We start from the raw sequence: 20,999 nt of genomic DNA, 5'->3' as shown, positions 1-20,999 counted from the left end.
TCGAGTGAAGAACCAACCATGAAGCTTTGGATGCGTCGTCTGGCCCTGGCATTGGGCGTGGTGGTACTGGGCGTGGCGGGCGTGGCGGCCTACCTGCTGGCCACCTTTGATCCCAACCGTTACCAGGGCTTGCTGACCGATTGGGTGCAAACGAACAAGCAGCGCACCCTGGTGATCGGTGCGCCCATGGAATTGAAAATCTTCCCCCAATTGCGGCTCAAGCTGGCCAAGGTGAGCCTGAGCGAACACCAGCGTGCCGAGGAGTTCCTGGCCGTGGACGAGGTGGAGTTGTCGGTCAATGTGATGCCCTTGCTCAAGCGGCAACTGGTGATCGACCAGGTCAGCGCACGGGGTGTGCGGATGAGCTATTGGCGCGATGCCCAAGGCCGTTCCAACATCGACGATTTGCTGAAGAGAGACGAGCAACTGCAGCAGCCAGGTGCGCCGTCGGATCCCCTGCAGTTTGATGTGGCGGGCATCCAGCTGGCGCAGGTGCAGGCCAAGGTGCAGGATGCCAAGACCGGCCTGACGGGTGCTTTGACGGTGAACAGCCTGAGCAGTGGCCGCCTGGCCGATGGGGTGCCCTCGGACGTCAAGCTGGACCTGGCCTTCGATCTGAGCCAGCCACAGGCTGCCAAAGGCGCCTTGAAGGGCGCTTTCCGCATCACGCCCAGGCTGGCCACCGGCTCGGCCGATGTTGATCAGATCAAGCTGGCTTTGCAGGGCGATGTGCCGGGCGTGCGGGCCTTGCAGGCGGGTTTGGAAGGCGCGGTGGCCTGGGATGGCGAGCATGCCTCGCTCAAGGCCAGCACGCTGGTGGCCGAGGTCTCGGGGCAGGTCGGTGGGCAGCCGGGCAAGCCTGCCCTGGTGCTGGACAAGAGCCGCGTCAGCGTCGATGTCTTTGCCTACGATCCCGCTCAGCAGTTGATGGCCGTGAGCAAGTTGGCCGTGGCCTTGACGGGCCAGCAGGAGGGCCATGCGGTGAGCTTCAAGCTGGATTGGCCGGAGCTGGACGTCAAGGGCGATCAGCTCAAGGGCAGCCCGCTGCAAGGGCAGTTCAAGCTGGCTGGGCCCATGGCGGTGGACGCGCAGTTCGCCAGCCAGTCGCCCACGGGTGGGTTCTCGGCGATCAAGGTGCCGGGCCTGAAAGTTGATTTCAAGGTGAGCATGGCGGGGCAGGGGGGCCAGCGCGAGGTGGCTGGCCAGTTGTCCGCCAATGTGTCGGCACAACCGGCGCAGGCAGCTGGCGCGCTGGAGGCTTTGCACCTGCAGGCCCGCATCCAGGAGCCCTCGCTGCAGCCTTTGGTGATTCAGATGGACGGCCGGGCTGCCATGGCACCGGGCGGGGCCGCGCAGTGGGCCTTGAAGGGGCAAGTCAATGACAACCCCTTCTCCTCCGACGGCACAGCGAAGCTGGGCCAGGGTGTGCCGAAAGTTCAGGCCCAGGCCCGCTTCACGGCACTGGACCTGAACCGCTTGCTGCCAGCGCCTGCCGGTGGGGTGGCTTCGGCACCAGCCAAGTCCGCAGGTGCCGCGGCTGATGCTCCTGTTGATCTGAGGGCTTTGAAGGCCATCGATGGCCAGTTCAAGTTCAGCGCGGGCACGCTGGTCTACCGCCAATACAAGCTGGCCGATGCCGAGTTGAACGCGACCCTGGACCAGGGGCACCTGAACCTGTCCAACTTGTCGGCCAAAGCCTGGGGTGGGCGCGTGGTCGCCAGTGGCTCGGCCGATGCCGCGCCGCAGCGCATGGCCTTGCAAGCCCAGGCCGACGGCATCGACATCCTGGCCATGCTCAAAGACGTGGCCCAGAAGGATGTGCTGGAGGGCACCGGCCAAGTCAAACTCGATGTGCACACGGGCGGCGCCAAGGTATCGCAACTGGTGGCTGGGCTCAATGGCACGGCCGCCTTGCAGTTGCGCGATGGCGCGGTGCGCGGCATCAACCTGGCCAAGTCTTTGCGTGAGTTCAAGGCGCAGTTGTCCGGTCAAACTGATGCGGTCCAGCGCGCATCGCAATCCGAGAAAACCGATTTCACCGAACTGACGGGCACCTTCAAGATCACCAACGGTGTGGCCCGCAACGACGATCTGGCGGCCAAGAGCCCTTTCCTGCGTTTGGGCGGGCGTGGCGACATCAACCTGGTGGCGCGCCAGCTGGACTACACCGTCAGCGCGACGGTCACCGGCACGAGCAAGGGGCAGGGCGGTGCAGATGCTTTGAACGGGCTCACGGTGCCGGTCAAGCTGAAAGGGCCTTTTGACGCACCCGACTGGCAGATCGCCTGGTCGCAGGTGGCCGTGGGGGCCCTGCAGAACACGGTCAAGTCCCGGCTGGAAGACGAGCTGAAGGCCAGGCTGGGCCTGGGTGGTGCGGCGGCACCCGTCGCGTCCGGTGCAAGTGCGCCCGCCAAGCCCGCTGGATCGCTTGAAAAGCAACTGAAGGATCAGCTCAAGGGCCTGTTCCGTTGATCAGTACTCGCTGCTGTTGCTGTAGCTGCCTGGCGCCAGGTTTTCGAACCGGGTGTTGGATTTCACGAAGGCCAGCTTGACGGTGCCCACAGGACCGTTACGCTGCTTGCCGATGATGATCTCGGCCACGCCCGGCTCTTTCGATTCCTTGTTGTAGTACTCGTCGCGGTAGATGAACATGATGACGTCGGCATCTTGCTCAATGGCGCCGGATTCGCGCAAGTCGGACATCATGGGGCGCTTGTCGGGGCGGGTTTCAACGCTTCGGTTCAACTGCGACAGCGCGATCACCGGGCATTGCAATTCCTTGGCCAGGGCTTTCAAGCCCCGCGAGATTTCGCCGATCACCGTGGCGCGGTTTTCTTCGTTGCCACCGGAGCCGCTCATCAGCTGCAGGTAGTCGACGATGATCAGGCCGAGGGTGCCTCCGAACTGGCGCGCCAGGCGGCGTGCGCGTGAGCGCAGTTCGCTGGGCGACAAGGCGGCGGTCTCGTCGATGAAGACATTGGCGCTTTTGAGCTTGTCGACGGTTTCGCTCAGGCGGCCCCATTCATCGTCGCTCAGGCGCCCGGTGCGCAGGTTTTGCTGGTTGATGCGCCCGATCGAGCCGACCATCCGCAGTGCCAATTGCGAGGCGCCCATTTCCATGGAGAACACGGCCACGGGCAGGCCTTCATTGACCGCGACGTTCTCGCCGATGTTCAAGGCAAAGGCCGTTTTACCCATGGAAGGACGCGCCGCCAGAACGATCAGGTCGCCCTTTTGCAGGCCGGCCGTCATGCTGTCCATTTCGATGTAGCCGGTGCGCACGCCGGTCACGTCTTCGGCGCCGTTGTCGGCCAGCTCTTGCACGCGGTCCAGCAGGCTGACCACCAGGTTGTCCATCGAATGGAAGCCCTGCTTGTTGCGGTTGCCTTCTTCACCGATCTTCAGGATCTTGGATTCGGCCTCGTCGAGGATGGCCGACACGGCTTTGCCTTGTGGGCTGAAGGCCGCGCTGGCGATCTCATCGCTGGCGGTGACCAGCTTGCGCAGCACGGCGCGCTCGCGCACGATCTCGGCGTAGCGGCGCATGTTGGCCGCGCTCGGCACGCTCTGCGCCAGGGCGTTGAGGTAAGCGATGCCGCCAACGTCGGTGGACTTGCCCAGGTTCTGCAGGTTCTCGTACACCGTGATCACGTCGGCCGGTTTGGACGCGTTGATCATCTGGTGGATGGCCTTGAAGATCAGCTGATGCTCATGGCGGTAGAAATCGTCTTCGGCCAGCAGGTCGGCGGCCCGGTCCCAGGCGCTGTTGTCCAGCAGCAAGCCCCCCAGCACGCTTTGTTCGGCCTCGATGGAGTGGGGCGGCACCCGCAGGCGAGAAACTTCATCGGAGCTCAGCGAAGCAGAGGCGTCCGAGGCGGAAAAGGGAATGGGGAATACAGCAGACATGGGGGGAGATGATACGGGCGGTGCCGTCGCCTGCCTGTGGGCAACTCTGGGGATAAGCGGGGGAAATGCTGGGGATCAGCGTGGATAAGTTCAAACCGCCTTCACGCCCCGGACTTCCGCCACGATTTCGTAAGAGCGCAAGCGGGCGGCATGGTCAAACATCTGGGATGTGATCATCAATTCGTCAGCGCCTGTGCGATCGATGAAGTGCTTGATCGCGGCGCTCACCGTGTCGGGCGAGCCGATCGCGGTGCAAGACAGCACCTGGTCCAGCATCGCGCGTGCCGTGGGGTCCAGTCGGTCCGCGTAACCCGCCATCGGGGGCTGCAGGCGCGATGGACGACCGCTGCGCAGGTTGACGAAGGCCTGCTGCATGGAGGTGGCCAGGAAGGCGCCTTCTTCGTCGGTGTCGGCCGCGAACACGTTGAAGCCGAGCATGACGTGGGGCTTGCTCAACTGCGCCGATGGCTTGAAGTTGGCCCGGTACATGGCCACGGCCTGCAGCATCTGGGCCGGCGCAAAGTGAGAGGCGAATGCATAGGGCAAGCCCAGCACTGCCGCCAGTTGTGCCCCAAACAGGCTGGATCCAAGTATCCACACCGGCACGGTGAGCCCCATGCCTGGCACGGCGCGCACAGGCTGCTTGGGTGCGGAGGAGAAGTAGTCCATCAGCTCGACCACGTCCTGCGGGAATTCGTCGGCATCCGAGCCCAGGTTGCGGCGCAAGGCGCGGGCCGTGGCCTGGTCGGAGCCGGGCGCTCGGCCCAGGCCCAGGTCGATGCGGCCTGGGTACAGTGAGGCCAAGGTGCCAAACTGCTCGGCGATGATCAGTGGCGAATGGTTGGGCAGCATGATGCCACCCGCGCCCACGCGGATGGTGGATGTGGCGCCCGCCACATGTCCGATCAGGACGGCGGTGGCGGCGCTGGCAATGCCGGGCATGCCGTGGTGTTCGGCCAGCCAGAAGCGCTGGTAGCCCCAGCGTTCACCATGCTGGGCCAGGTCCACCGTGTTGCGAAAAGACTGGGCGGCGTCGCTGCCTTCGGTGATGGGCGACAGATCAAGGATGGAAAAAGGAATCATGGGGCAGAGTCTGCCGCTTCATGGGCCGGGCGCTTGAGCGGTGCGGCATAGACCCCAGGCCTTGCATTGAGATGCCTGCTGGCTCATCAATCCTTGGGGTTGGATGAAACCTTGTGCCGCATCATCCGGCCCTTTTCCCGCTCCCACTCGCGGTCCTTGATGGTGTTGCGCTTGTCGTGCTCGGCTTTGCCCTTGGCCAGGGCGATTTCCGCTTTCACATAGCTGCCCTTGAAGTGCAGGTTCAGTGGCACCAGGGTGTAGCCTTTTTGCTCGGTCTTGCCCACCAGGCGGCGGATCTCGGCGCGGTGCATCAGCAATTTCTTGGTGCGGTCCGCCTCGGGCTTGACGTGGGTGGATGCGGAACGCAGCGCGTTGATGCGCAGCCCGATCAGGTGCAACTCACCATTGCGGATCATGATGTGGCCATCGGTCAACTGCACCTGACCCGCGCGGATCGCCTTGACTTCCCAGCCTTCCAGGACCACACCCGCCTCGAAACGTTCTTCGATGTGGTAATTGAACAGGGCTTTTCTATTTTCGGCAATCGTCATGGTCAGAAGGATACAGCGTCCTTAAAATGGCGGCATTCTATGAAGCAAGTCAACAAGTCCGTCCTGCTCTGGTATTCGCCCCGCGAAATGTACGCGCTGGTGACCGCCGTCGAGGACTACGCCCAATTCCTGCCCTGGTGTGAACGCGCTGAAGTGCTTCAGCAGCACGACGATGGTGTCACCGCGCGCCTGCACATCGCGTTTGCCGGCATCAAGCAGGCTTTCACCACGCGCAATACCAACATCGAGTCCAGCGAAGTCCACATGCGCCTGGTGGATGGTCCCTTCTCCAAGCTGGAGGGCACCTGGAAGTTCACGCCCCTGCAAAAGCCTGGTTCGCCCGCCCCAGCGCCAGGTGAGTCGTTGCCGGAGCCCACCGCTTGCAAGGTTGAGTTTTCACTGAGCTACGATTTCTCCAGCAGGCCCCTGGCCCTGGTGATCAGCCCCGTGTTCGACCGCATCGCCAACACCTTTGTCGATGCCTTCGTCAAACGGGCCGAGCAGGTCTATGGCCCCCGTTGAGCCCACCCCGGACGCCCTGATTCGCATCGAGGTGGTGTTCAGTCCAGGGCCTAGGCAGATCGAGCTGAAAGCCTTGACCTTGCCGTTGGGCAGTTGCGTCAAGGACGCCTTGCTGGGCAGTGGCTTGATGGCCCAGGCGCAGGGCCTGAGTGTGGGCATCTGGGGTCGCAAGACCACCCTGGAGCATGTCTTGCAAGACCGTGATCGGGTTGAGGTCTGCCGTGGCCTGATCGTTGATCCGAAAGAGGCTCGGCGTGTGAGGTACCGGGCGCATGGCGAGAAGCTGCCCAGGAAGGGCGTCAACCGCCTTCAAACGCGCTCAGTGCCCGAGCCGTCAGACTAGGCGGCAGCTCAAGCCATCATTTGCAGTTGCTGGCGATGGCTTCTTGCGTGCGGCGTTGCTCTTCGGCGCGGCCCTTGTCGTCCAGGATCTCGCGCTCGCCCTTGCTGTTGGTGCGGGCAATGCGGATGCCATCGTTGAGCGTGCGCTGGTAGTTGCGGGCTTGCGTGCAGTTGTCGGCGCGGGCCTTGGCATTTTTCTCTTCCTCGGCCTTGCGCTGAGCTTCTTTTTCTTCTTCGGCCTTGCGGCGCTTCACATCCAGCTCGGACTCAGGGGCTTTGGCCGTGGCTGCGGGCTTGGCGGCCGAGGCGGCTGCATCAACTTCGGATGCAGGCCTGGCCAACTGCAAGGTCCTTGATGCATTGGGCCGTTGAAGGATGTTGGCTTCAGGGGTGCCTGCCGGAGGCGGGCGGTCGCTGTATTGAGTGGCGCCCGAGGCGTCTTTCCACTTCCACTGGGTTCCTGCCTTGGCAGGCGTGGCGACCAGCGCCAAACTGGCCAGGATCAAGGATGTGAGCAGGGCGGAATGAGGGCTGGTGCTTTTCATGACGCGGAGTTTAGTCCGGCTTCGCGCCTGCAATGGCCGCGAAAACGCCCATTCGTCACGGTAAATCCCCGCTTCGACAGCCCACCGGTACTGCGCGTATAATCCGCTTTTGCGTCTGGAGCCTGTTCATGCGCCTGCTTGGTAAAGCACTCACATTCGACGATGTGCTGCTGGTGCCCGCGTTTTCACAAGTGTTACCCCGTGACACGTCGCTGGCCACTCGTCTTTCTCGAAACATCACCCTGAACCTGCCCCTGGTGTCTGCCGCCATGGACACGGTCACGGAAGCCCGCCTGGCGATCGCGATCGCCCAGGAAGGCGGTATCGGGATCATCCACAAAAATCTCACGCCTCAGCAACAAGCTGCGGAAGTCTCGCGCGTCAAGCGTTACGAGTCTGGCGTGTTGCGTGACCCGATCACGATCTCGTCCGGCGTTCGCGTCCGTGATGTGATCGCGTTGTCGCAGCAACACGGCATCTCGGGCTTCCCGGTGGTGGATGATGGCCGCGTCGTGGGCATCGTCACGGGGCGCGATCTGCGCTTCGAGACCCGCCTGGACGTGCCGGTGCGCGAGATCATGACCCCGCGCGAGCGGCTGATCACCATCAAGGATGGCGCTTCGAAAGAAGAAGCCAAGGCCTTGATGCACCACCACAAGCTGGAGCGCGTGGTGATCGTCAACGAGGCGTTCGAGCTCAAGGGCTTGTTCACCGTCAAGGACATCACCAAGCAGACCAACTTCCCCAACGCGGCCCGTGATTCACACGGCAAGCTGCGCGTGGGTGCGGCGGTCGGCGTGGGCGAGGGCACCGAAGAGCGCGTCGAGCTGCTGGTTCGCGCGGGTGTCGATGCCCTGGTGGTCGACACGGCCCACGGCCACAGCGCAGGCGTGATCGAGCGGGTTCGCTGGGTCAAGAAAAACTACCCGCAAGTCGACGTGATCGGCGGCAACATCGCCACTGGCGCAGCGGCTTTGGCCCTGGTCGAAGCAGGCGCTGATGGCGTCAAGGTCGGCATCGGCCCTGGCTCCATCTGCACCACTCGGATCATTGCTGGCGTGGGCGTGCCCCAGATCATGGCCATCGACAATGTGGCCACGGCGCTGCAAGGCACCGGCGTGCCTTTGATTGGCGACGGCGGCATCCGCTATTCGGGCGACATCGCCAAGGCCATCGCCGCCGGTGCCAGCACCGTCATGATGGGCGGCATGTTCGCGGGCACGGAAGAAGCACCTGGTGAAGTGATCCTGTACCAGGGCCGCAGCTACAAGAGCTACCGCGGCATGGGCTCGATTGGCGCCATGAAGGCCGGCTCGGCCGACCGCTACTTCCAGGAAAACGACGAAACCACCAACCCCAACGCGGACAAGCTGGTCCCCGAGGGCATTGAGGGCCGTGTGCCGTTCAAGGGCTCGATGATCAGCATCGTCACGCAGATGGCGGGCGGCTTGCGCGCCTCCATGGGCTACTGTGGTTGCGCCACCATTGAAGACATGCGCAACAAGGCCGAGTTCGTCGAGATCACGGCCGCTGGCATTCGCGAGAGTCACGTCCACGACGTGCAGATCACGAAGGAAGCGCCCAACTACCGCATGGAGTGATGGGCGCCCAAGGCCGCAGGGCGGCCATGCCCTTCATCATGGTGACGGTGCTGCTCGACATGATGTCGATCGGCATCATCGCCCCCGTGCTGCCCAAGCTCATCGGGTCGTTCATGACCTCGGGTGCGAGCACGTCGGTGGCCTATGGTGCGGCGCAGGCCGCCTTCGCCATTGCGCAGTTTTTCAGCGCGCCGGTGCTGGGGGCGCTGTCCGACCGCTATGGTCGGCGGCCCATCCTGCTGCTGGGTCTGCTGGGCATGGGCATCAATTTCTTCGTCACGGCGCTGGCCTCCGAGTTCTGGATGCTGCTGGCTGTGCGCGTGATGGGTGGTGCCGTGTGCGCCAACATCGCGGTGGCCAATGCCTATGTGGCCGACATCACGGTGCCGGAAGAGCGCGCCAAGAACTACGGCATGTTGGGTGCCATGTTCGGCCTGGGCTTCATCCTGGGGCCGGTGCTGGGTGGCACGCTGGGCAACTACGATCTGCACTGGCCATTCCTGCTGGCGGGCAGCCTGTCGCTGTTGAACTGCCTGTATGGCTACTTCGTGCTGCCCGAATCTCTGCCGCTGGACAAGCGCCGCAAGTTTGAACTGGCTCAGGCCAATCCTTTCACCGCGCTGGCTCGCTTGAAGGAACTCAAGGGCGTCGAGACCTTGATGTGGATCATGGGTTTGTCGATCCTGGCGCAGTTCTGTCTGCACACTTGCTGGTTCCTCTACACCGAGTTCAAGTTCGGCTGGACACCGATGGACAATGGCTTGTCGCTGTTGGCTGTGGGTGGCATGGCGGTGCTGGTGCAGGGTGGCTTGATGCGCGTGGTGCAAAAATACATCCCGCTGCACCGGCTGGTCATCTTCGGCCTGGTTTCGTCCACCATCGCGTTCGCGGGCTATGGCCTGGTGCCGGTGGGGTGGATGATTTTCGTGATCGTGGTGGCCAATGTGTTTGGCTACATGGTGCAGCCGGGTCTTCAAAGCCTGGTCTCCAACGCCGTTGACCCAACCCGCCAGGGCGAAAGCATGGGCGCCGTGTCGTCCATCAACAGCGTGGCGGCCGTGCTCGGCCCCTTGTTGGGCACGCCGCTGCTGGCGATGGTGTCCCACTATCCCCAAGGCGACTGGCGCGTGGGGGCGCCGTTCTATCTTTGCGCCGCCATCCAGGGCGTCGCGGCCATCATTGGCCTGCGCTATTTCAGCCGCAACCACCACCGCGTGCAGGGCAGCCCAGCGACCGTGGTCTGATTGATTTTTCCGAGATTTCACCATGCATGACAAAGTCCTGATCCTTGACTTCGGCTCTCAAGTCACCCAGCTCATCGCGCGCCGTGTTCGCGAAGCCCAGGTCTATTGCGAGATCCACCCCAACGATGTGACGGATGAATTCATCCGCAGCTTTGCGCCCAAGGCCATCATCCTGTCCGGCAGCCACGCCAGCACCTACGAAGACCACCAGTTGCGCGCGCCGCAAGCCGTGTGGGACCTGGGCGTGCCCGTGCTGGGCATCTGCTACGGCATGCAAACCATGGCCGTGCAATTGGGTGGCAAGGTGGAGTGGAGCGATCACCGCGAGTTCGGCTACGCCGAGGTGCGCGCGCAAGGCCACACCAAGCTGCTGGATGGCATCGAAGACTTCAGCACGGCCGATGGCCACGGCATGCTCAAGGTCTGGATGAGCCACGGCGACAAGGTGACTGCCTTGCCGGATGGCTTCACGCTGATGGCATCGACGCCCAGCTGCCCCATCGCGGGCATGGCCAACGAAGCCAAGCGTTACTACGCCGTGCAGTTCCACCCCGAGGTGACGCACACCGTGCAAGGCCACGCGATGCTGACACGCTTTGTGCGTGAGATTGCTGGTTGCAAGGGTGATTGGATCATGGGCGACTACATTGACGAGGCGGTGGCCCGCATCCGTGAGCAGGTGGGTACCGAGGAGGTGATCCTGGGCTTGTCGGGTGGTGTTGACTCATCCGTCGCCGCCGCCCTGATCCACCGCGCCATTGGCGATCAGTTGACCTGCGTGTTCGTGGACCACGGCTTGCTGCGTCTCAACGAAGGCCAGATGGTGATGGACATGTTCGCGGGCCGTCTGCATGCCAAGGTGGTGCATGTACAAGCCCAGGATCAGTTCATGGGCCACCTCAAGGGCGTGGCTGATCCAGAGCAAAAGCGCAAGATCATCGGGCGCGAGTTCGTTGAAGTGTTCCAGGCCGAGGCCAAGAAACTGGTCAACGCCAAGTGGCTGGCCCAGGGCACGATCTACCCTGATGTGGTTGAGTCGGGTGGCACCCACTCCAAGAAGGCGACCATCAAGAGCCACCATAACGTGGGCGGCTTGCCTGCAACCTTGGGCCTCAAGCTGCTGGAGCCCTTGCGCGAGCTGTTCAAGGATGAGGTCCGCGAACTGGGCGTGGCCCTGGGCTTGCCCGCTGACATGGTCTACCGCCACCCCTTCCCGGGCCCGGGCTTGGGCGTGCGTGTGCTGGGCGAGGTCAAGCCCGAGTTTGTGTCGCTGCTGCAGCGTGCTGATCACATCTTCATCGAAGAGCTGCGTGCGGCGATCGATCCCGCCACGGGCAAGTCCTGGTATGACTTGACAAGCCAGGCTTTCACCGTGTTCCTGCCGGTCAAGAGCGTGGGCGTGATGGGCGATGGCCGTACCTATGAATACGTGGTGTCGTTGCGTGCCGTGCAGACCAGCGATTTCATGACGGCTGACTGGGCTGAGCTGCCTTACAGCCTGCTCAAGAAGGTATCGAGCCGAATCATCAACGAGGTGCGAGGTATTAACCGCGTGGCCTATGACGTGTCGAGCAAGCCGCCTGCGACGATCGAGTGGGAATGATTTGAAGACGGTTCACTCCGTCCCAGAACGTCTCATGAATGCATTTAAGCCCTTGATCTTCAAGGGCTTTTTTGTTTTTGACGTCCCATGAGGTTTCATGACATCCCGAGGTTTTTGTCGGCACGGAAGACGGTTGATTTTTTGAGTCAATTGATCTTTGATTGCTTACCGTCTTGATGCTCTGACGGTAAGCGATGCAAGGTAAGAGAGGGGTTACCCAATGGCACTGACAGACACCAAACTCAAGAACCTCAAGCCCACGGACAAGGTCTACAAGGTGGTGGACCGTGATGGGATGTACGTCGTCGTCTCCCTCAAAGGAACGCTAACTTTCCGCTATGACTACCGGCTCGCGGGGCGGCGGGAGACGCTCACACTGGGGCAGTACGATGAGTTCCAGGCGTCGCAGCCTAAGCGGGCCCCCGAGGACATCAAGTACGGAGATCCGCTTTCGCTGGCTGACGCACGCGACCTGCTGGCCAGAGCGAAGAACATGGTCAGCCGAGGGGAGTCGCCAGCGCGTGTGAAATCTGAAGCCAAGAAGGAATGCCAGGAGTCAGGCACCTTCGAGTTCTTCGCAGACATCTGGTTGCGAAATGGCGGCCTCGCGGACAGTACGGCGGCGATGCGCAAGAGCATCCTGGATCGTGATGTGCTGCCCAAGTTCGGCAAACGCAAACTGGAGGAGATCACGTCCAGCCAGGTACTCGCGCTGTGCGAAAAGATCAAGGAGCGCGGTGCTCCAGCCACGGCAGTTCATGTGCGCGAGGTCATCCAACAGGTGTACCGGCACGCCATGTCCAGGGGGCTCAAGATCGAGAATCCCGCTGAAGCTGTGAAGGCCTCGGCCATTGCCACCTTCAAGCCCAGGGAGCGCGCATTGACGCCTGGGGAGATTCACCAGTTCTTTTCAGCGCTGGACACTCTAGGGACCTTGCCCACGCTGAAACTGGCGGTGAAGTTCATCTTGCTGACCATGTGCCGCAAAGGCGAATTGTTGCTGGCGACCTGGAAAGAGGTGGACTTTGACGCGGCCACTTGGACGATTCCGCCGGAGCGGATGAAGGCCAGGCGGGCGCATGTGGTCTATCTCAGCAGCCAGACGCTCGATCTGCTGGTCGGCCTCAAAACTTGTGCTGGAAGCAGCCCTTATTTGCTCCCCGGCAGGTATGAGACTGACAAGCCGATGAGCGAGGCAACGCTCAACCGTGTGATCACGGCGGCGGTGGAAAAGGCGCAGAAGGACGGAATGGATCTCCCTCACTTCTGCGTGCATGACCTGCGCAGGACGGCATCAACCCTGCTACACGAGGCCGGCTTTAACACCGACTGGATCGAGAAGTGCCTGGCGCACGAGCAGAAAGGGGTACGTGCGGTCTACAACAAGGCGGAATACGCCGAGCAGCGGCGGGCCATGTTGCAAAGCTGGGCCGAGATGGTGGACGACTGGATCAGAGGTAGCAAGGCGACGCCTGTTGGTTTGAGGTCGGTTGCCTGATGGTGGGATGGATGGGCGGAGAGAGTGCAGATGTTGTTGGTGTTCGCCTTGCCTTGATATCGAGGAAAAAGTTAAGTCTTGTTTGAGTTTTGGTGTCAAATTCAATCAATGTTTTCTGGTTGATTGGAATTTGTGATATTTTTATGGCATGGCTGGAAATCCAAGACACTCTTTGCTCAGGCGGCTTCAGTCGGACATGCCCCGTGGCGCCCCCTTCGGGCTGGCCGAGTTGGAGCGCTTGGGCATCTCCCCCACATTGGCTGCCCACTACGTTGAAAGCGGGTGGCTGCTACGGCTTGCGCAGGGTGTCTATGCCTTCCCGGGCGATGACGTGAACGTACATGGCTCGATCAAACTGCTACAGAGCAGGGTGACGGGCCTGCATGTGGGCGGCAAGACGGCGCTGGCTTTGCAAGGGGTCAGGCACAACCTCTCGACACGAGAGCAATGGGTGCTGTGGGGTGATGTGCGTTTCGCCGTGCCAGACTGGTTCACATCCCGATTTCCAGCGAGGTATGCCTCGGCACGGTTGTTTGAGTGGGCGGATGAGGGCTTGGCTAAGAAAAGCCTCATCACGCCACCGGGACTGCCGCCTGGCTTGCTGGTGTCGGCGCCGGAGCGCGCGCTGTTGGAAATGCTCTATGACGTCGGTACGCGTCAAGGTCTGGAAGAGGCACGCAACCTGTTTGATGGCCTGCGGAACTTGCGCAAAGACATGCTGGGCCACTTGTTGGCGTGCTGTACCAGTGTCAAAACTGTGCGCCTGTTTCTGGCCTGGTCTCGCGAAACGGGCCTGGTGGATGTGGACGAATTCTTGCAACGCTACACGCTGCCTGTCGGGAGCGACAAGCGCTGGATGTCGCGCATGAAGGACGGCAGTTTGTTGACACTCAAACCTCATGGATAAGGTCTACGCGGATACTGTGCGCCTCCTCCTGAAGGTGGCACCTGATGTATTTGCCAACGACATCTTTGCGATGAAGGGCGGCACGGCCATCAACCTCTTCGTGATGGACATGCCACGCCTCTCTGTTGACATCGACGTGGTCTACACGCCATGGGCCACCCCGCGAGAGCAAGCCCTCACCGAAGTCGCGAGTGAAATGGAGGCCATTGCAGCCAGGGCGACCAAGTTGGGGCTGAACGCACGCAAGGTGCGGAGCAAGGACCTTGCTGAGACCAAGCTCCTGATCGAGAACGACGACAGTCAGGTGAAGGTCGAGGTCAACGTGGTGTTCCGAGGCACGGTGTTGCCGATTGAGAGGCGCCCCCTGATGCCCAAGACAGCTGACATGTTCAGTGCCGAAGTGTCGTTGCCAGTGTTGGCCAGGGCGGAACTCTATGGCAGCAAGTTGGTAGCAGCCATGGATCGTCAGCATCCACGGGACTTGTTCGACGTGTGGCAGATGTTCGAATCAGGCGAGTTCACGGATGCTGCGGTTGAGTGCTTTGTGACATATCTGGCCGGGCACAACCGACCAACGCATGAGGTGCTGTTTGGGAATGAAAAAAACATTGAGGCGGAGTACCACAACAACTTCGTTGGCATGACAACGGAGCCTGTCAGCCTGGAAACACTTTTGGCTGCCAGAGCCCGATTGCGCAGAGAGTTGCCTCAGCGGTTAACTGCTGCGCAAAGGCGGTTTTTGAGCGGCCTGGCACAAGCACAACCCGACTGGTCATTGCTCGCCTGCCCACATGCGGCGGAACTGCCGGCCCTTCGTTGGAAGCTGGCAAACCTTCAGACGTTCAAAGAGCGGCGTCCTGAAGACTTTGAAAGCCAAGCAAAGAGGTTGGACGAATTGTTGTAGTTGCCGTGTCGCAGGTGGCCAAGAACCGTCAGTCGCCTGCGGCGGCTTTCGAGCAAGGGCGACGACGCGTCTCGCGCACGCCGGTCGCTTCCAGTGCGGCCTGTACACACGCAACGCAAGCTCCACGAACTGTGGGTCAACCATCAGAGCAAAGCGGCCCAGCTAGCGCTGAAATTCCTTCAGACGTTCTACTACGACGTAGAGTGGGTCGAGGCGGACTCCAAGGCGTACCGTCGGTGTGTCACCGGGGCTCTGGAGACAGTGCGACGTACAGCTTGCGTATTCCGGACCGACCCTGCCATCTAATCCAGTCCAAACCCGCCAGCCGTTCCGGTTCAATGCGGCCACTCGTTCCGTTCTGGCAGAGGCCACCTATTCCGATCCGATCAAGGCCAGCGATTCCGGTTCAAAACCGCCACTTCGGTGGTGGATGAAGTGGCCAGCCTTCACTTCTTGCTCTTGCGTCCCGCCCTCATCGACGTGGTGCCTTTGATCACGAGCCGCTCTGCCCCAGTGACCAGGCGGTCCAGTATGGCGTCGGCCACCGTTGGGTTGCTACTGCCCAGATAGTCATGCCAGCGGTCAACGGGAAGTTGGCTCGTCACCAGGGTGACCCGACTTCCAGTGCGTTGCTCGATCACCTCCAACAGGTCGCTGCGACCGACCGGGGTAAGCGTGTTGATGCCGAAGTCATCCAGAATCAGAAGATCAACCTTGGCTAGCCTGTCCAGGCGCTTTCTGAAGGTGCCATCCGCATGAGAGATCGCCAGCTCTTCGAGCAATAGCGATATGCGCTGGAAGCTTACAGAAAGGCCGTGGCGGCATGCCTGATTGCCCAGTGCGCACGCCAACCAGGTCTTACCGTTTCCCGTGGCGCCAGTGATGATCAGGTTCATGCCACGGGTGACCCAGGTGCATAGCCCAAGCGAAGCCATCTCGGCCCGGTCGAGCCCACGGTCCACGCGGTACTCTATGTCTTCCATGCAGGCGGCCGACTCGCGTAACTTGGCCGCCTTGAGCAGTCGTTGCAAGCGCCGGTTGTCTCTGAACGTCAGTTCCTGATCGACGACAAGGCCGACGCGCTCTTCGAAGCTCAGGTGCGACATTGATGGACTGGATAGCTGTTCATCAAAGGCGTGGGCCATGCCGAAGAGCTTCAGGGCGTTGAGTTTGCGCAGAGTGTCGTTGGTCATCATGATGGGATCTCTTTCAATTTGATGTTGTGTGTGGTTGCAGCCGCCGCTGTACGGCAATGCGGTGGATCAGTGGTAGTAGCCTGGTCCACGGATGTTTGGGTGCTCAAAGGCTGCTTCCTGAACAGTTCCGGCCGGCGGCAACGAATCCAGGCCGTGGGTCAGGATCGAACGGATGTTCTTGATGGCGCGAGCGCCATGGCTGATCGCTACCTTGCAGGCCGCGTCCAGGCGCGCACTGCCTACCTCCCGCTCAATCTTTTTCAGGGCGCCGGCGACTCGGTAGCCTTGCTCCTTGTGCGAGCATTCCGCAAGCCTCGCAGCTAGAAACTCATGTGTGGATTGCCCTGAAGCCGCAGCCCACTTAAGCTCGATGTCTGCGGTCCATGTCGCGAAGTAGCGCTCTGTCGGTGTGAGGTGGGCCGGATCGACTACGGGCTCGGTACCAGGCGTTCTGGGCATGCTTCCAACGCGACGGCCTCCATGCAAGAGTTCGATCACGTTGGCTGTCAGGCGCAACTCGATCACCTGCCTCGTGAGCGCGCGCGGCACTGTGTACGGACGACCATCAACATTGATGAAGCCATCGGGACCCACTCGCACCCGCCAGAACTCGACACACTCAAACGGCCGCAGCGGCAGGGCGTTCATGGCCGGCAAGTCCAGACTTTCGAACGTGCTTCTACGGCTACCAGGCAGCTTCTGGAAGGGACGTTGGTTCAGGTCATCGAGCAACTGCCGAATGGCCTCGTTCAACTCTCCCAGACTGGTGAAGCGGCGCTTGCGCAGTCTGAAGAGAATCCAGCGCTCCACAAGTAGCACCCCGCCTTCGGCCTTGGCCTTGTCTCCTGGCTTGCGGGGCCGTGCCGGAATGATCACGCAGTTGTAGTGCTCTCCAAGGTGTTGATAAGTAGCGTTTATCTCTGGCTCGGTTCGGCTTGCCTTGGTCACTGCTGACTTGAGGTTGTCGCAGACGATGACGTGAGGGACGGCGCCAAAGAACTCGAACATGCGCACATGGGCGGCAATCCAGTCGGGCAGCTTCTGTGACCAGTGGGCTTCGGCATAGGTATAGCTTGAGCCGCCCATGACGCCCACGAAGATCTGGGCGGTGCGCACCGTTCCTGTCGGCACGTCCACGATTTCCATCGTTGGACCAGCGTAGTCCACGAACACCCGCTCACCAGCCACATGGGTCTGACGCAGGTAGCGTTTCAGCGACTTTTGCCAAGCCCGGAACCGATGGCAGAACTGGCTGAGTTTGAGGGCGTGGGGGTTGTCCTGAGCGTACTCCTCATGAAGCACCTTCAAGGTGGCACCTTTGCCCTTGAGCTGCCCGTGGATCACAGACCAGTCTGGGTCCGGCTTGCGGATCAGCTGCAAGGCGGCCGTTGGAAACAACCTGGCCTCCAGCGTTGCGTCGTCCATCTCGTCGGGCAGCGGCCAGCGCACGTTCAACGCCGCTGCCCGCATCAGGTAGTCACGCACCGAATCCCTGGATATTCGCAAACTGCGGGCGATGGCTCGCTGGCTGAGGTCCGTTTCGTGGGCAAGTCTCAGCACCTGCCGAATCTGTCGCATGTCGATTCTCCGATTGACCATGAGGTGACCGGCCAAAGCATGTCGGCCAGTTCTCCGTGATGTGCAAACGAGCGCACCGTTCCGTCGCAGGGGACGGGGCACGTCTGCGATAAACACAAAAATGGAATGGCCGACTGCGCGCCTGACTTGACGGCAGTCCAGAGGATCAGCAAAATGCGGGTTGACGCCTCAAAAGGTCAAACCGCCCTGAACGGCCCCTCAGTTCCCGCTGATGGGCCGTTTGCTTTTCCGTAGGCCAAATGAAGCAGCGCGGATCTCAGCCCACGCCTTTGCGTGTGGGTTACGTCATGGCGCCCCCTCCCTTCGATCCTGTTCGGCCTCGCCTTCGGCACATGGGGTCACCTGGGCATCCGCCCGCCGTGATGCGGACCGTCGGCCGCGCGGCTTGAACGTGTAGCGGTCAGGCCAAAGGGCGGTGAGTTCCTCACCCAGCGCCCGAGCGATGTAGCTGGCCACCTCGAACGCCGTGATGCGGTTGTGGATCACGTTGCCCACCACGCTTTGAGACACGCCCAGCTCGCGCGCGATGGCCGTCTGGCTAAGGCCGGCCCGCTTGAGACGGTAGTTAATTTCAAGTGCATCCATGGTGCGGCTCGTGAACGCCTTTAATTAGAGAGTAAATTGTCGTTAGCGAACGCAGTTAACACGCTAATGCGATAAATATACATCCTATGAGAGATATTCCGCCAGATGGGACCGCCGTTTCGGCCACTCAAGAGGCTTGCGCCGAACAGTGGCGGGGCCTTCCCGCGCGCATCAACCAAGTACTCAGCCATGCAGGGTTGAGCCAGACCGACTTGGCTAAGCAACTCGGTCTGTCCACCGGCTTCATGAGCGAGGTCGCGAGGGGGGTCAAACGTCCAGGCCCGGACTTCTTCATGGGTGTGCGCCATTCGCTTGGCGTCTCTATCGACTGGCTGATGACGGGTGAAGGGACCATGACAGGCGGCGCAGGGATTCGCCAAGATCTCTTCCTGGCGATTCGACTTCAAATCGCAGTGGCTAAGTCGGCGATCAACGACGGTGATCCTGTCGCCAAGGCATTGATGATCTTGATTCGAGAGGGCCAGTTGAGTGCGGCTGCTGCCGACAAGGATTTTTCAGCGCTGCTGGAGCGCATTGCGCTTCCCGATGCGGATCTCGACCTGGCCGTCGAGCTGTACAACGGCCACCTTTGGACCGCAGACCCCGTTGCTCAACGGCGCAACCTGCTGGCTGCTGCGGTGGCCCACTTCGAGGCACGCAGGCCGATCAACAAGCTGGCGGCAGTCACTGGTGCAAGCTCAAACGACCATGGACATGTGCAGGTCAATGTGGGCAAGGGCCAGCGTGTCGCGGGGCGGGACTACCTGGAGCACCGCGCCCCTCGCTCAAAAAAGTGACAGTCCATTCATCACTGATCCTTCACACTCACTCTCATGACCACGAATACGACCCCGCGCGATGATGTTCAGATCAACCTCGGGGACTACAGCCGGATATCAGGGCGGGATTACATCGAGATCAATGCGCCCGACTCCATCAAGATGTTCCTGGCCACCACGTCGTCGGCCGAGCTGGATGAACGGGCCATCGACAATGAGTACCTATTTCGTTACCGGTTCGGCTTCTTCGCCAATCGGTCGATCCGTACTCACATCATCGCCATCAAGACTGAGCATGGCTTGACTGATGAGGAGATCCGCTCCCTGCGCCATGCTGGCCAATTAAGCATCAAGCGGCGCGAGGCCAAGATTGCGCCAGATCAGCTCATGCCTGCCGTTGGTTGGATCTACGCCATTCTTCTGAGTGTGGTCAGCGCGGTCTGCTGCATTGCGATCTCAAGCAGCTCAGCACCTGGTTGGAAGCAGGGCCTGGGTCTGATAATGGTGTGCGCTTTCTGGCTGACTTCAATCTGGTTTGTCAGCAAGGTTCACATCACCCCCTGGCGCTTGCTGAAGCAGGTTGGCGTTGTAGGTCGTATGGCAACAGCTTCAAACCCAGCCAATTGAGCGTCACGCCCGTGGGCATACCAAAGCAAGGCCGCTGCAATGGTGCTCCATGAAGGCGACCGACGATGACTGTCTTCGGCTGGATGCTGACCCGGTAGCACAGACGGCGTGAACGTCTGCCGGATCAGACCGACGAGTTCCCGTACGGTCGATGGAGAAGGCCATCGTCAAGCTGCACAAGAGTCTTGCTGCCGCTCGGCGGCAGCCGTGGGATGGGGAAATGAGAACTCTAGCGCCAAACCAGCACGGGCACTGCGCTGCTCCTGAGCATGGTGGTCGTGGTACTGCCCACGATCAAATTCCGGATGCGTGTGTGGCCGTAGGCACCCATCACCACCAGGTGCAAATGATGGGTGGCGACGTAGCGGGACAACGTCTCTTCTACTTCGCCGTTTTCGATGGCTGTCTGCACTGTCCATCCAGCGTCGGTCAGAACTTGGCTGGCCCGGCTCACCTCGCTGCGCATGCCAGCCGTGTCGGCGCCGACATGCACAAGGTGGCAGGACAGCCCCTGGAGCAGAGGGCTGCTGGCCAAAGCCTCAACCATTTTGCTGGCCGCCGCACTGCCGTCGTAGGCCACGGCAAAGCTACCCGGCGCAACAAAGGCGGTCTGCGGGATCACGAGCACCGGCCGCTTCACAGACCGAATCACGCGCTCAACGTGGTGATCCAGATGGCGTTTGGTCGTCCATGCCTTGTGCTCATGCGTGCCCAACACGATCAGGCTTGCGTCCGCTTCCAGGTCCATGAGCGTGTCCACCAACTCGCCATGGCGCTGCCGAGCATCAACCGACAAAGCTCCTTGCATGGTGGCGCGTGCGCGGGCTCCTTCGAGTAGCTGGCGGCCTTGCTCCTGGGCCAGGACGCTTCTGCGCTCATCGAGCTGGCTCAGCTCCTGCAACAAGTTCTCCTGGGCGCCCAGTCCGATCTGACCGCTGAAATCCAATTGCGAAGCCTTCTCGGGATGGCGATCGATGACATGCAAGAAGGTCAAAGGGGATTTCAAGATCGTCGCAGCCCACGTTGCGCCATCGCACACGGCCATGGGACTGCCTTGCTCATCGACACAAGCCAATATGGTGTTCATGTTCGTTCTCCAGTTTCTGACGTTCAATGACCGATGGGCAACTCGGCGCCTGCCTTGTTGTGAAGGCCAAAGCGGTCCACCATCGTGGCGCTGGCCTCGTTGAGACCAATCACCTCGACTTGTGCGCCTTCGCGGCGGAACTTGAGCACTACTTTGTCCAGCGCACTTACCGCAGTGATGTCCCAGAAATGCGCAACGCTCACATCAATGCGAACCTGCTTGACCACTTCCTTGAAGTCAAAGCTGTTCACAAAGCTCTCGGCTGACGCGAAGAACACCTGGCCTGTGACGGTGTAGACCCGCGTTTGTCCATCGTCTTGCTGGCTGGAGGCCACGCGCATCATCCGCCCCACCTTGTTTGCAAAGAAGATGCCACTGAGCAGCACGCCTACAAACACGCCCTTGGCCAGGTCATGCGTG

Annotated in this window: 20 protein-coding genes; 11 read left to right on the top strand and 9 right to left on the bottom strand. The window is 61.2% G+C overall.

The window, feature by feature from the left end:
* Positions 1 to 18 precede the first annotated feature (18 nt).
* The gene (locus tag Q7V20_RS13095) at positions 19 to 2,472 is read left to right on the top strand and encodes an AsmA family protein (protein ID WP_304791707.1); all 2,454 of its coding nucleotides are present in this window, start codon (positions 19 to 21) and stop codon (positions 2,470 to 2,472) included.
* Here Q7V20_RS13095 and dnaB read toward each other — a convergent pair whose 3' ends face one another.
* From dnaB to smpB, 3 genes are all read right to left on the bottom strand, one after another.
* Positions 2,473 to 3,906: a replicative DNA helicase gene (dnaB, locus tag Q7V20_RS13090; protein WP_304791704.1), complete on the bottom strand. Its 1,434-nt coding sequence runs from the start codon at positions 3,904 to 3,906 to the stop codon at positions 2,473 to 2,475. It lies immediately after the preceding gene.
* 90 nt (positions 3,907 to 3,996) lie between these two features.
* Complete coding sequence (locus Q7V20_RS13085) at positions 3,997 to 4,989, bottom strand: LLM class flavin-dependent oxidoreductase (RefSeq protein ID WP_304791701.1); 993 nt, start codon at positions 4,987 to 4,989, stop codon at positions 3,997 to 3,999.
* Between the two features lie 86 nt (positions 4,990 to 5,075).
* Positions 5,076 to 5,540, bottom strand: a complete 465-nt coding sequence (smpB, locus tag Q7V20_RS13080) for an SsrA-binding protein SmpB (RefSeq protein WP_304791697.1) — start codon at positions 5,538 to 5,540, stop codon at positions 5,076 to 5,078.
* Positions 5,541 to 5,579: 39 nt separating this feature from the next.
* Here smpB and Q7V20_RS13075 point away from each other — a divergent pair, with 39 nt between their 5' ends.
* Positions 5,580 to 6,062, top strand: a complete 483-nt coding sequence (locus Q7V20_RS13075; RefSeq protein WP_304791696.1) for a type II toxin-antitoxin system RatA family toxin — start codon at positions 5,580 to 5,582, stop codon at positions 6,060 to 6,062.
* Entirely contained in the window at positions 6,049 to 6,405 is a 357-nt protein-coding gene (locus tag Q7V20_RS13070; protein ID WP_304791695.1) for an RnfH family protein, read from the top strand. The genes Q7V20_RS13075 and Q7V20_RS13070 overlap by 14 nt, the downstream gene beginning before the upstream one ends.
* Positions 6,406 to 6,421: 16 nt before the next feature.
* Here Q7V20_RS13070 and Q7V20_RS13065 read toward each other — a convergent pair whose 3' ends face one another.
* Complete coding sequence (locus tag Q7V20_RS13065; protein ID WP_304791693.1) at positions 6,422 to 6,949, bottom strand: DUF4124 domain-containing protein; 528 nt, start codon at positions 6,947 to 6,949, stop codon at positions 6,422 to 6,424.
* Positions 6,950 to 7,077: 128 nt separating this feature from the next.
* On the opposite strand from Q7V20_RS13065, the gene guaB reads away from it, so the two are divergent.
* The 6 genes from guaB to Q7V20_RS13035 all read left to right on the top strand — a co-directional run bounded on the left by guaB (position 7,078) and on the right by Q7V20_RS13035 (position 14,706).
* Positions 7,078 to 8,550 carry an IMP dehydrogenase gene (gene guaB / locus Q7V20_RS13060; RefSeq protein WP_304791690.1) on the top strand — a complete coding sequence of 491 codons (1,473 nt, stop codon included), beginning with the start codon at positions 7,078 to 7,080 and terminating at the stop codon, positions 8,548 to 8,550.
* A gap of 26 nt (positions 8,551 to 8,576) precedes the next feature.
* Positions 8,577 to 9,794: an MFS transporter gene (locus tag Q7V20_RS13055; protein ID WP_304791687.1), complete on the top strand. Its 1,218-nt coding sequence runs from the start codon at positions 8,577 to 8,579 to the stop codon at positions 9,792 to 9,794.
* A gap of 22 nt (positions 9,795 to 9,816) precedes the next feature.
* Positions 9,817 to 11,397 carry a glutamine-hydrolyzing GMP synthase gene (gene guaA / locus Q7V20_RS13050; RefSeq protein WP_304791684.1) on the top strand — a complete coding sequence of 527 codons (1,581 nt, stop codon included), beginning with the start codon at positions 9,817 to 9,819 and terminating at the stop codon, positions 11,395 to 11,397.
* A gap of 220 nt (positions 11,398 to 11,617) precedes the next feature.
* Positions 11,618 to 12,895: a tyrosine-type recombinase/integrase gene (locus tag Q7V20_RS13045; RefSeq protein ID WP_304791681.1), complete on the top strand. Its 1,278-nt coding sequence runs from the start codon at positions 11,618 to 11,620 to the stop codon at positions 12,893 to 12,895.
* 148 nt (positions 12,896 to 13,043) lie between these two features.
* Entirely contained in the window at positions 13,044 to 13,802 is a 759-nt protein-coding gene (locus tag Q7V20_RS13040; RefSeq protein WP_304791678.1) for a type IV toxin-antitoxin system AbiEi family antitoxin domain-containing protein, read from the top strand.
* Positions 13,795 to 14,706: a nucleotidyl transferase AbiEii/AbiGii toxin family protein gene (locus Q7V20_RS13035; protein WP_304791676.1), complete on the top strand. Its 912-nt coding sequence runs from the start codon at positions 13,795 to 13,797 to the stop codon at positions 14,704 to 14,706. Before Q7V20_RS13040 ends, Q7V20_RS13035 begins: the two co-directional genes overlap by 8 nt.
* A gap of 446 nt (positions 14,707 to 15,152) precedes the next feature.
* Here Q7V20_RS13035 and istB read toward each other — a convergent pair whose 3' ends face one another.
* From istB to Q7V20_RS13020, 3 genes are all read right to left on the bottom strand, one after another.
* Entirely contained in the window at positions 15,153 to 15,902 is a 750-nt protein-coding gene (gene istB / locus Q7V20_RS13030; RefSeq protein ID WP_304791673.1) for an IS21-like element helper ATPase IstB, read from the bottom strand.
* A gap of 66 nt (positions 15,903 to 15,968) precedes the next feature.
* On the bottom strand, positions 15,969 to 17,516 hold the full coding sequence (gene istA, locus Q7V20_RS13025; RefSeq protein WP_304791671.1) for an IS21 family transposase: 1,548 nt from the start codon (positions 17,514 to 17,516) through the stop codon (positions 15,969 to 15,971).
* 270 nt (positions 17,517 to 17,786) lie between these two features.
* Positions 17,787 to 18,086 carry a helix-turn-helix domain-containing protein gene (locus Q7V20_RS13020; RefSeq protein WP_304791668.1) on the bottom strand — a complete coding sequence of 100 codons (300 nt, stop codon included), beginning with the start codon at positions 18,084 to 18,086 and terminating at the stop codon, positions 17,787 to 17,789.
* A gap of 86 nt (positions 18,087 to 18,172) precedes the next feature.
* Here Q7V20_RS13020 and Q7V20_RS13015 point away from each other — a divergent pair, with 86 nt between their 5' ends.
* The gene (locus Q7V20_RS13015) at positions 18,173 to 18,883 is read left to right on the top strand and encodes a helix-turn-helix transcriptional regulator (RefSeq protein WP_304791665.1); all 711 of its coding nucleotides are present in this window, start codon (positions 18,173 to 18,175) and stop codon (positions 18,881 to 18,883) included.
* A gap of 36 nt (positions 18,884 to 18,919) precedes the next feature.
* Positions 18,920 to 19,492, top strand: coding sequence for a hypothetical protein (locus tag Q7V20_RS13010; RefSeq protein ID WP_304791662.1), 573 nt, complete (start codon positions 18,920 to 18,922; stop codon positions 19,490 to 19,492).
* A gap of 229 nt (positions 19,493 to 19,721) precedes the next feature.
* Here the strand turns inward: Q7V20_RS13010 and Q7V20_RS13005 are convergent, their stop codons facing one another.
* Both Q7V20_RS13005 and Q7V20_RS13000 read right to left on the bottom strand, forming a co-directional pair.
* Positions 19,722 to 20,579 carry a universal stress protein gene (locus tag Q7V20_RS13005; RefSeq protein WP_304791659.1) on the bottom strand — a complete coding sequence of 286 codons (858 nt, stop codon included), beginning with the start codon at positions 20,577 to 20,579 and terminating at the stop codon, positions 19,722 to 19,724.
* A gap of 23 nt (positions 20,580 to 20,602) precedes the next feature.
* Positions 20,603 to 20,999 (bottom strand): STAS domain-containing protein (locus tag Q7V20_RS13000; protein ID WP_304791656.1); only part of this gene is annotated, 397 nt, incomplete at its 5' end.

Origin of the sequence: Aquabacterium sp. (genome assembly GCF_030652515.1) — a bacterium.
Lineage (GTDB): Bacteria > Pseudomonadota > Gammaproteobacteria > Burkholderiales > Burkholderiaceae_C > Aquabacterium.
Note: the sequence above shows the minus strand (reverse complement) of the source record. Positions and strands in the feature narration are given on the sequence as shown.

Excerpts from the sequence above, each read along its gene's own strand:
- Q7V20_RS13095 (WP_304791707.1), top strand. The coding sequence starts at position 19 with ATGAAGCTTTGGATGCGTCGTCTGGCCCTGGCATTGGGCGTGGTGGTA.
- dnaB (WP_304791704.1), bottom strand. The coding sequence starts at position 3,906 with ATGTCTGCTGTATTCCCCATTCCCTTTTCCGCCTCGGACGCCTCTGCT.
- Q7V20_RS13085 (WP_304791701.1), bottom strand. The coding sequence starts at position 4,989 with ATGATTCCTTTTTCCATCCTTGATCTGTCGCCCATCACCGAAGGCAGC.
- smpB (WP_304791697.1), bottom strand. The coding sequence starts at position 5,540 with ATGACGATTGCCGAAAATAGAAAAGCCCTGTTCAATTACCACATCGAA.
- Q7V20_RS13075 (WP_304791696.1), top strand. The coding sequence starts at position 5,580 with ATGAAGCAAGTCAACAAGTCCGTCCTGCTCTGGTATTCGCCCCGCGAA.
- Q7V20_RS13070 (WP_304791695.1), top strand. The coding sequence starts at position 6,049 with ATGGCCCCCGTTGAGCCCACCCCGGACGCCCTGATTCGCATCGAGGTG.
- Q7V20_RS13065 (WP_304791693.1), bottom strand. The coding sequence starts at position 6,949 with ATGAAAAGCACCAGCCCTCATTCCGCCCTGCTCACATCCTTGATCCTG.
- guaB (WP_304791690.1), top strand. The coding sequence starts at position 7,078 with ATGCGCCTGCTTGGTAAAGCACTCACATTCGACGATGTGCTGCTGGTG.
- Q7V20_RS13055 (WP_304791687.1), top strand. The coding sequence starts at position 8,577 with ATGCCCTTCATCATGGTGACGGTGCTGCTCGACATGATGTCGATCGGC.
- guaA (WP_304791684.1), top strand. The coding sequence starts at position 9,817 with ATGCATGACAAAGTCCTGATCCTTGACTTCGGCTCTCAAGTCACCCAG.
- Q7V20_RS13045 (WP_304791681.1), top strand. The coding sequence starts at position 11,618 with ATGGCACTGACAGACACCAAACTCAAGAACCTCAAGCCCACGGACAAG.
- Q7V20_RS13040 (WP_304791678.1), top strand. The coding sequence starts at position 13,044 with ATGGCTGGAAATCCAAGACACTCTTTGCTCAGGCGGCTTCAGTCGGAC.
- Q7V20_RS13035 (WP_304791676.1), top strand. The coding sequence starts at position 13,795 with ATGGATAAGGTCTACGCGGATACTGTGCGCCTCCTCCTGAAGGTGGCA.
- istB (WP_304791673.1), bottom strand. The coding sequence starts at position 15,902 with ATGATGACCAACGACACTCTGCGCAAACTCAACGCCCTGAAGCTCTTC.
- Q7V20_RS13020 (WP_304791668.1), bottom strand. The coding sequence starts at position 18,086 with ATGGATGCACTTGAAATTAACTACCGTCTCAAGCGGGCCGGCCTTAGC.
- Q7V20_RS13015 (WP_304791665.1), top strand. The coding sequence starts at position 18,173 with ATGAGAGATATTCCGCCAGATGGGACCGCCGTTTCGGCCACTCAAGAG.
- Q7V20_RS13010 (WP_304791662.1), top strand. The coding sequence starts at position 18,920 with ATGACCACGAATACGACCCCGCGCGATGATGTTCAGATCAACCTCGGG.
- Q7V20_RS13005 (WP_304791659.1), bottom strand. The coding sequence starts at position 20,579 with ATGAACACCATATTGGCTTGTGTCGATGAGCAAGGCAGTCCCATGGCC.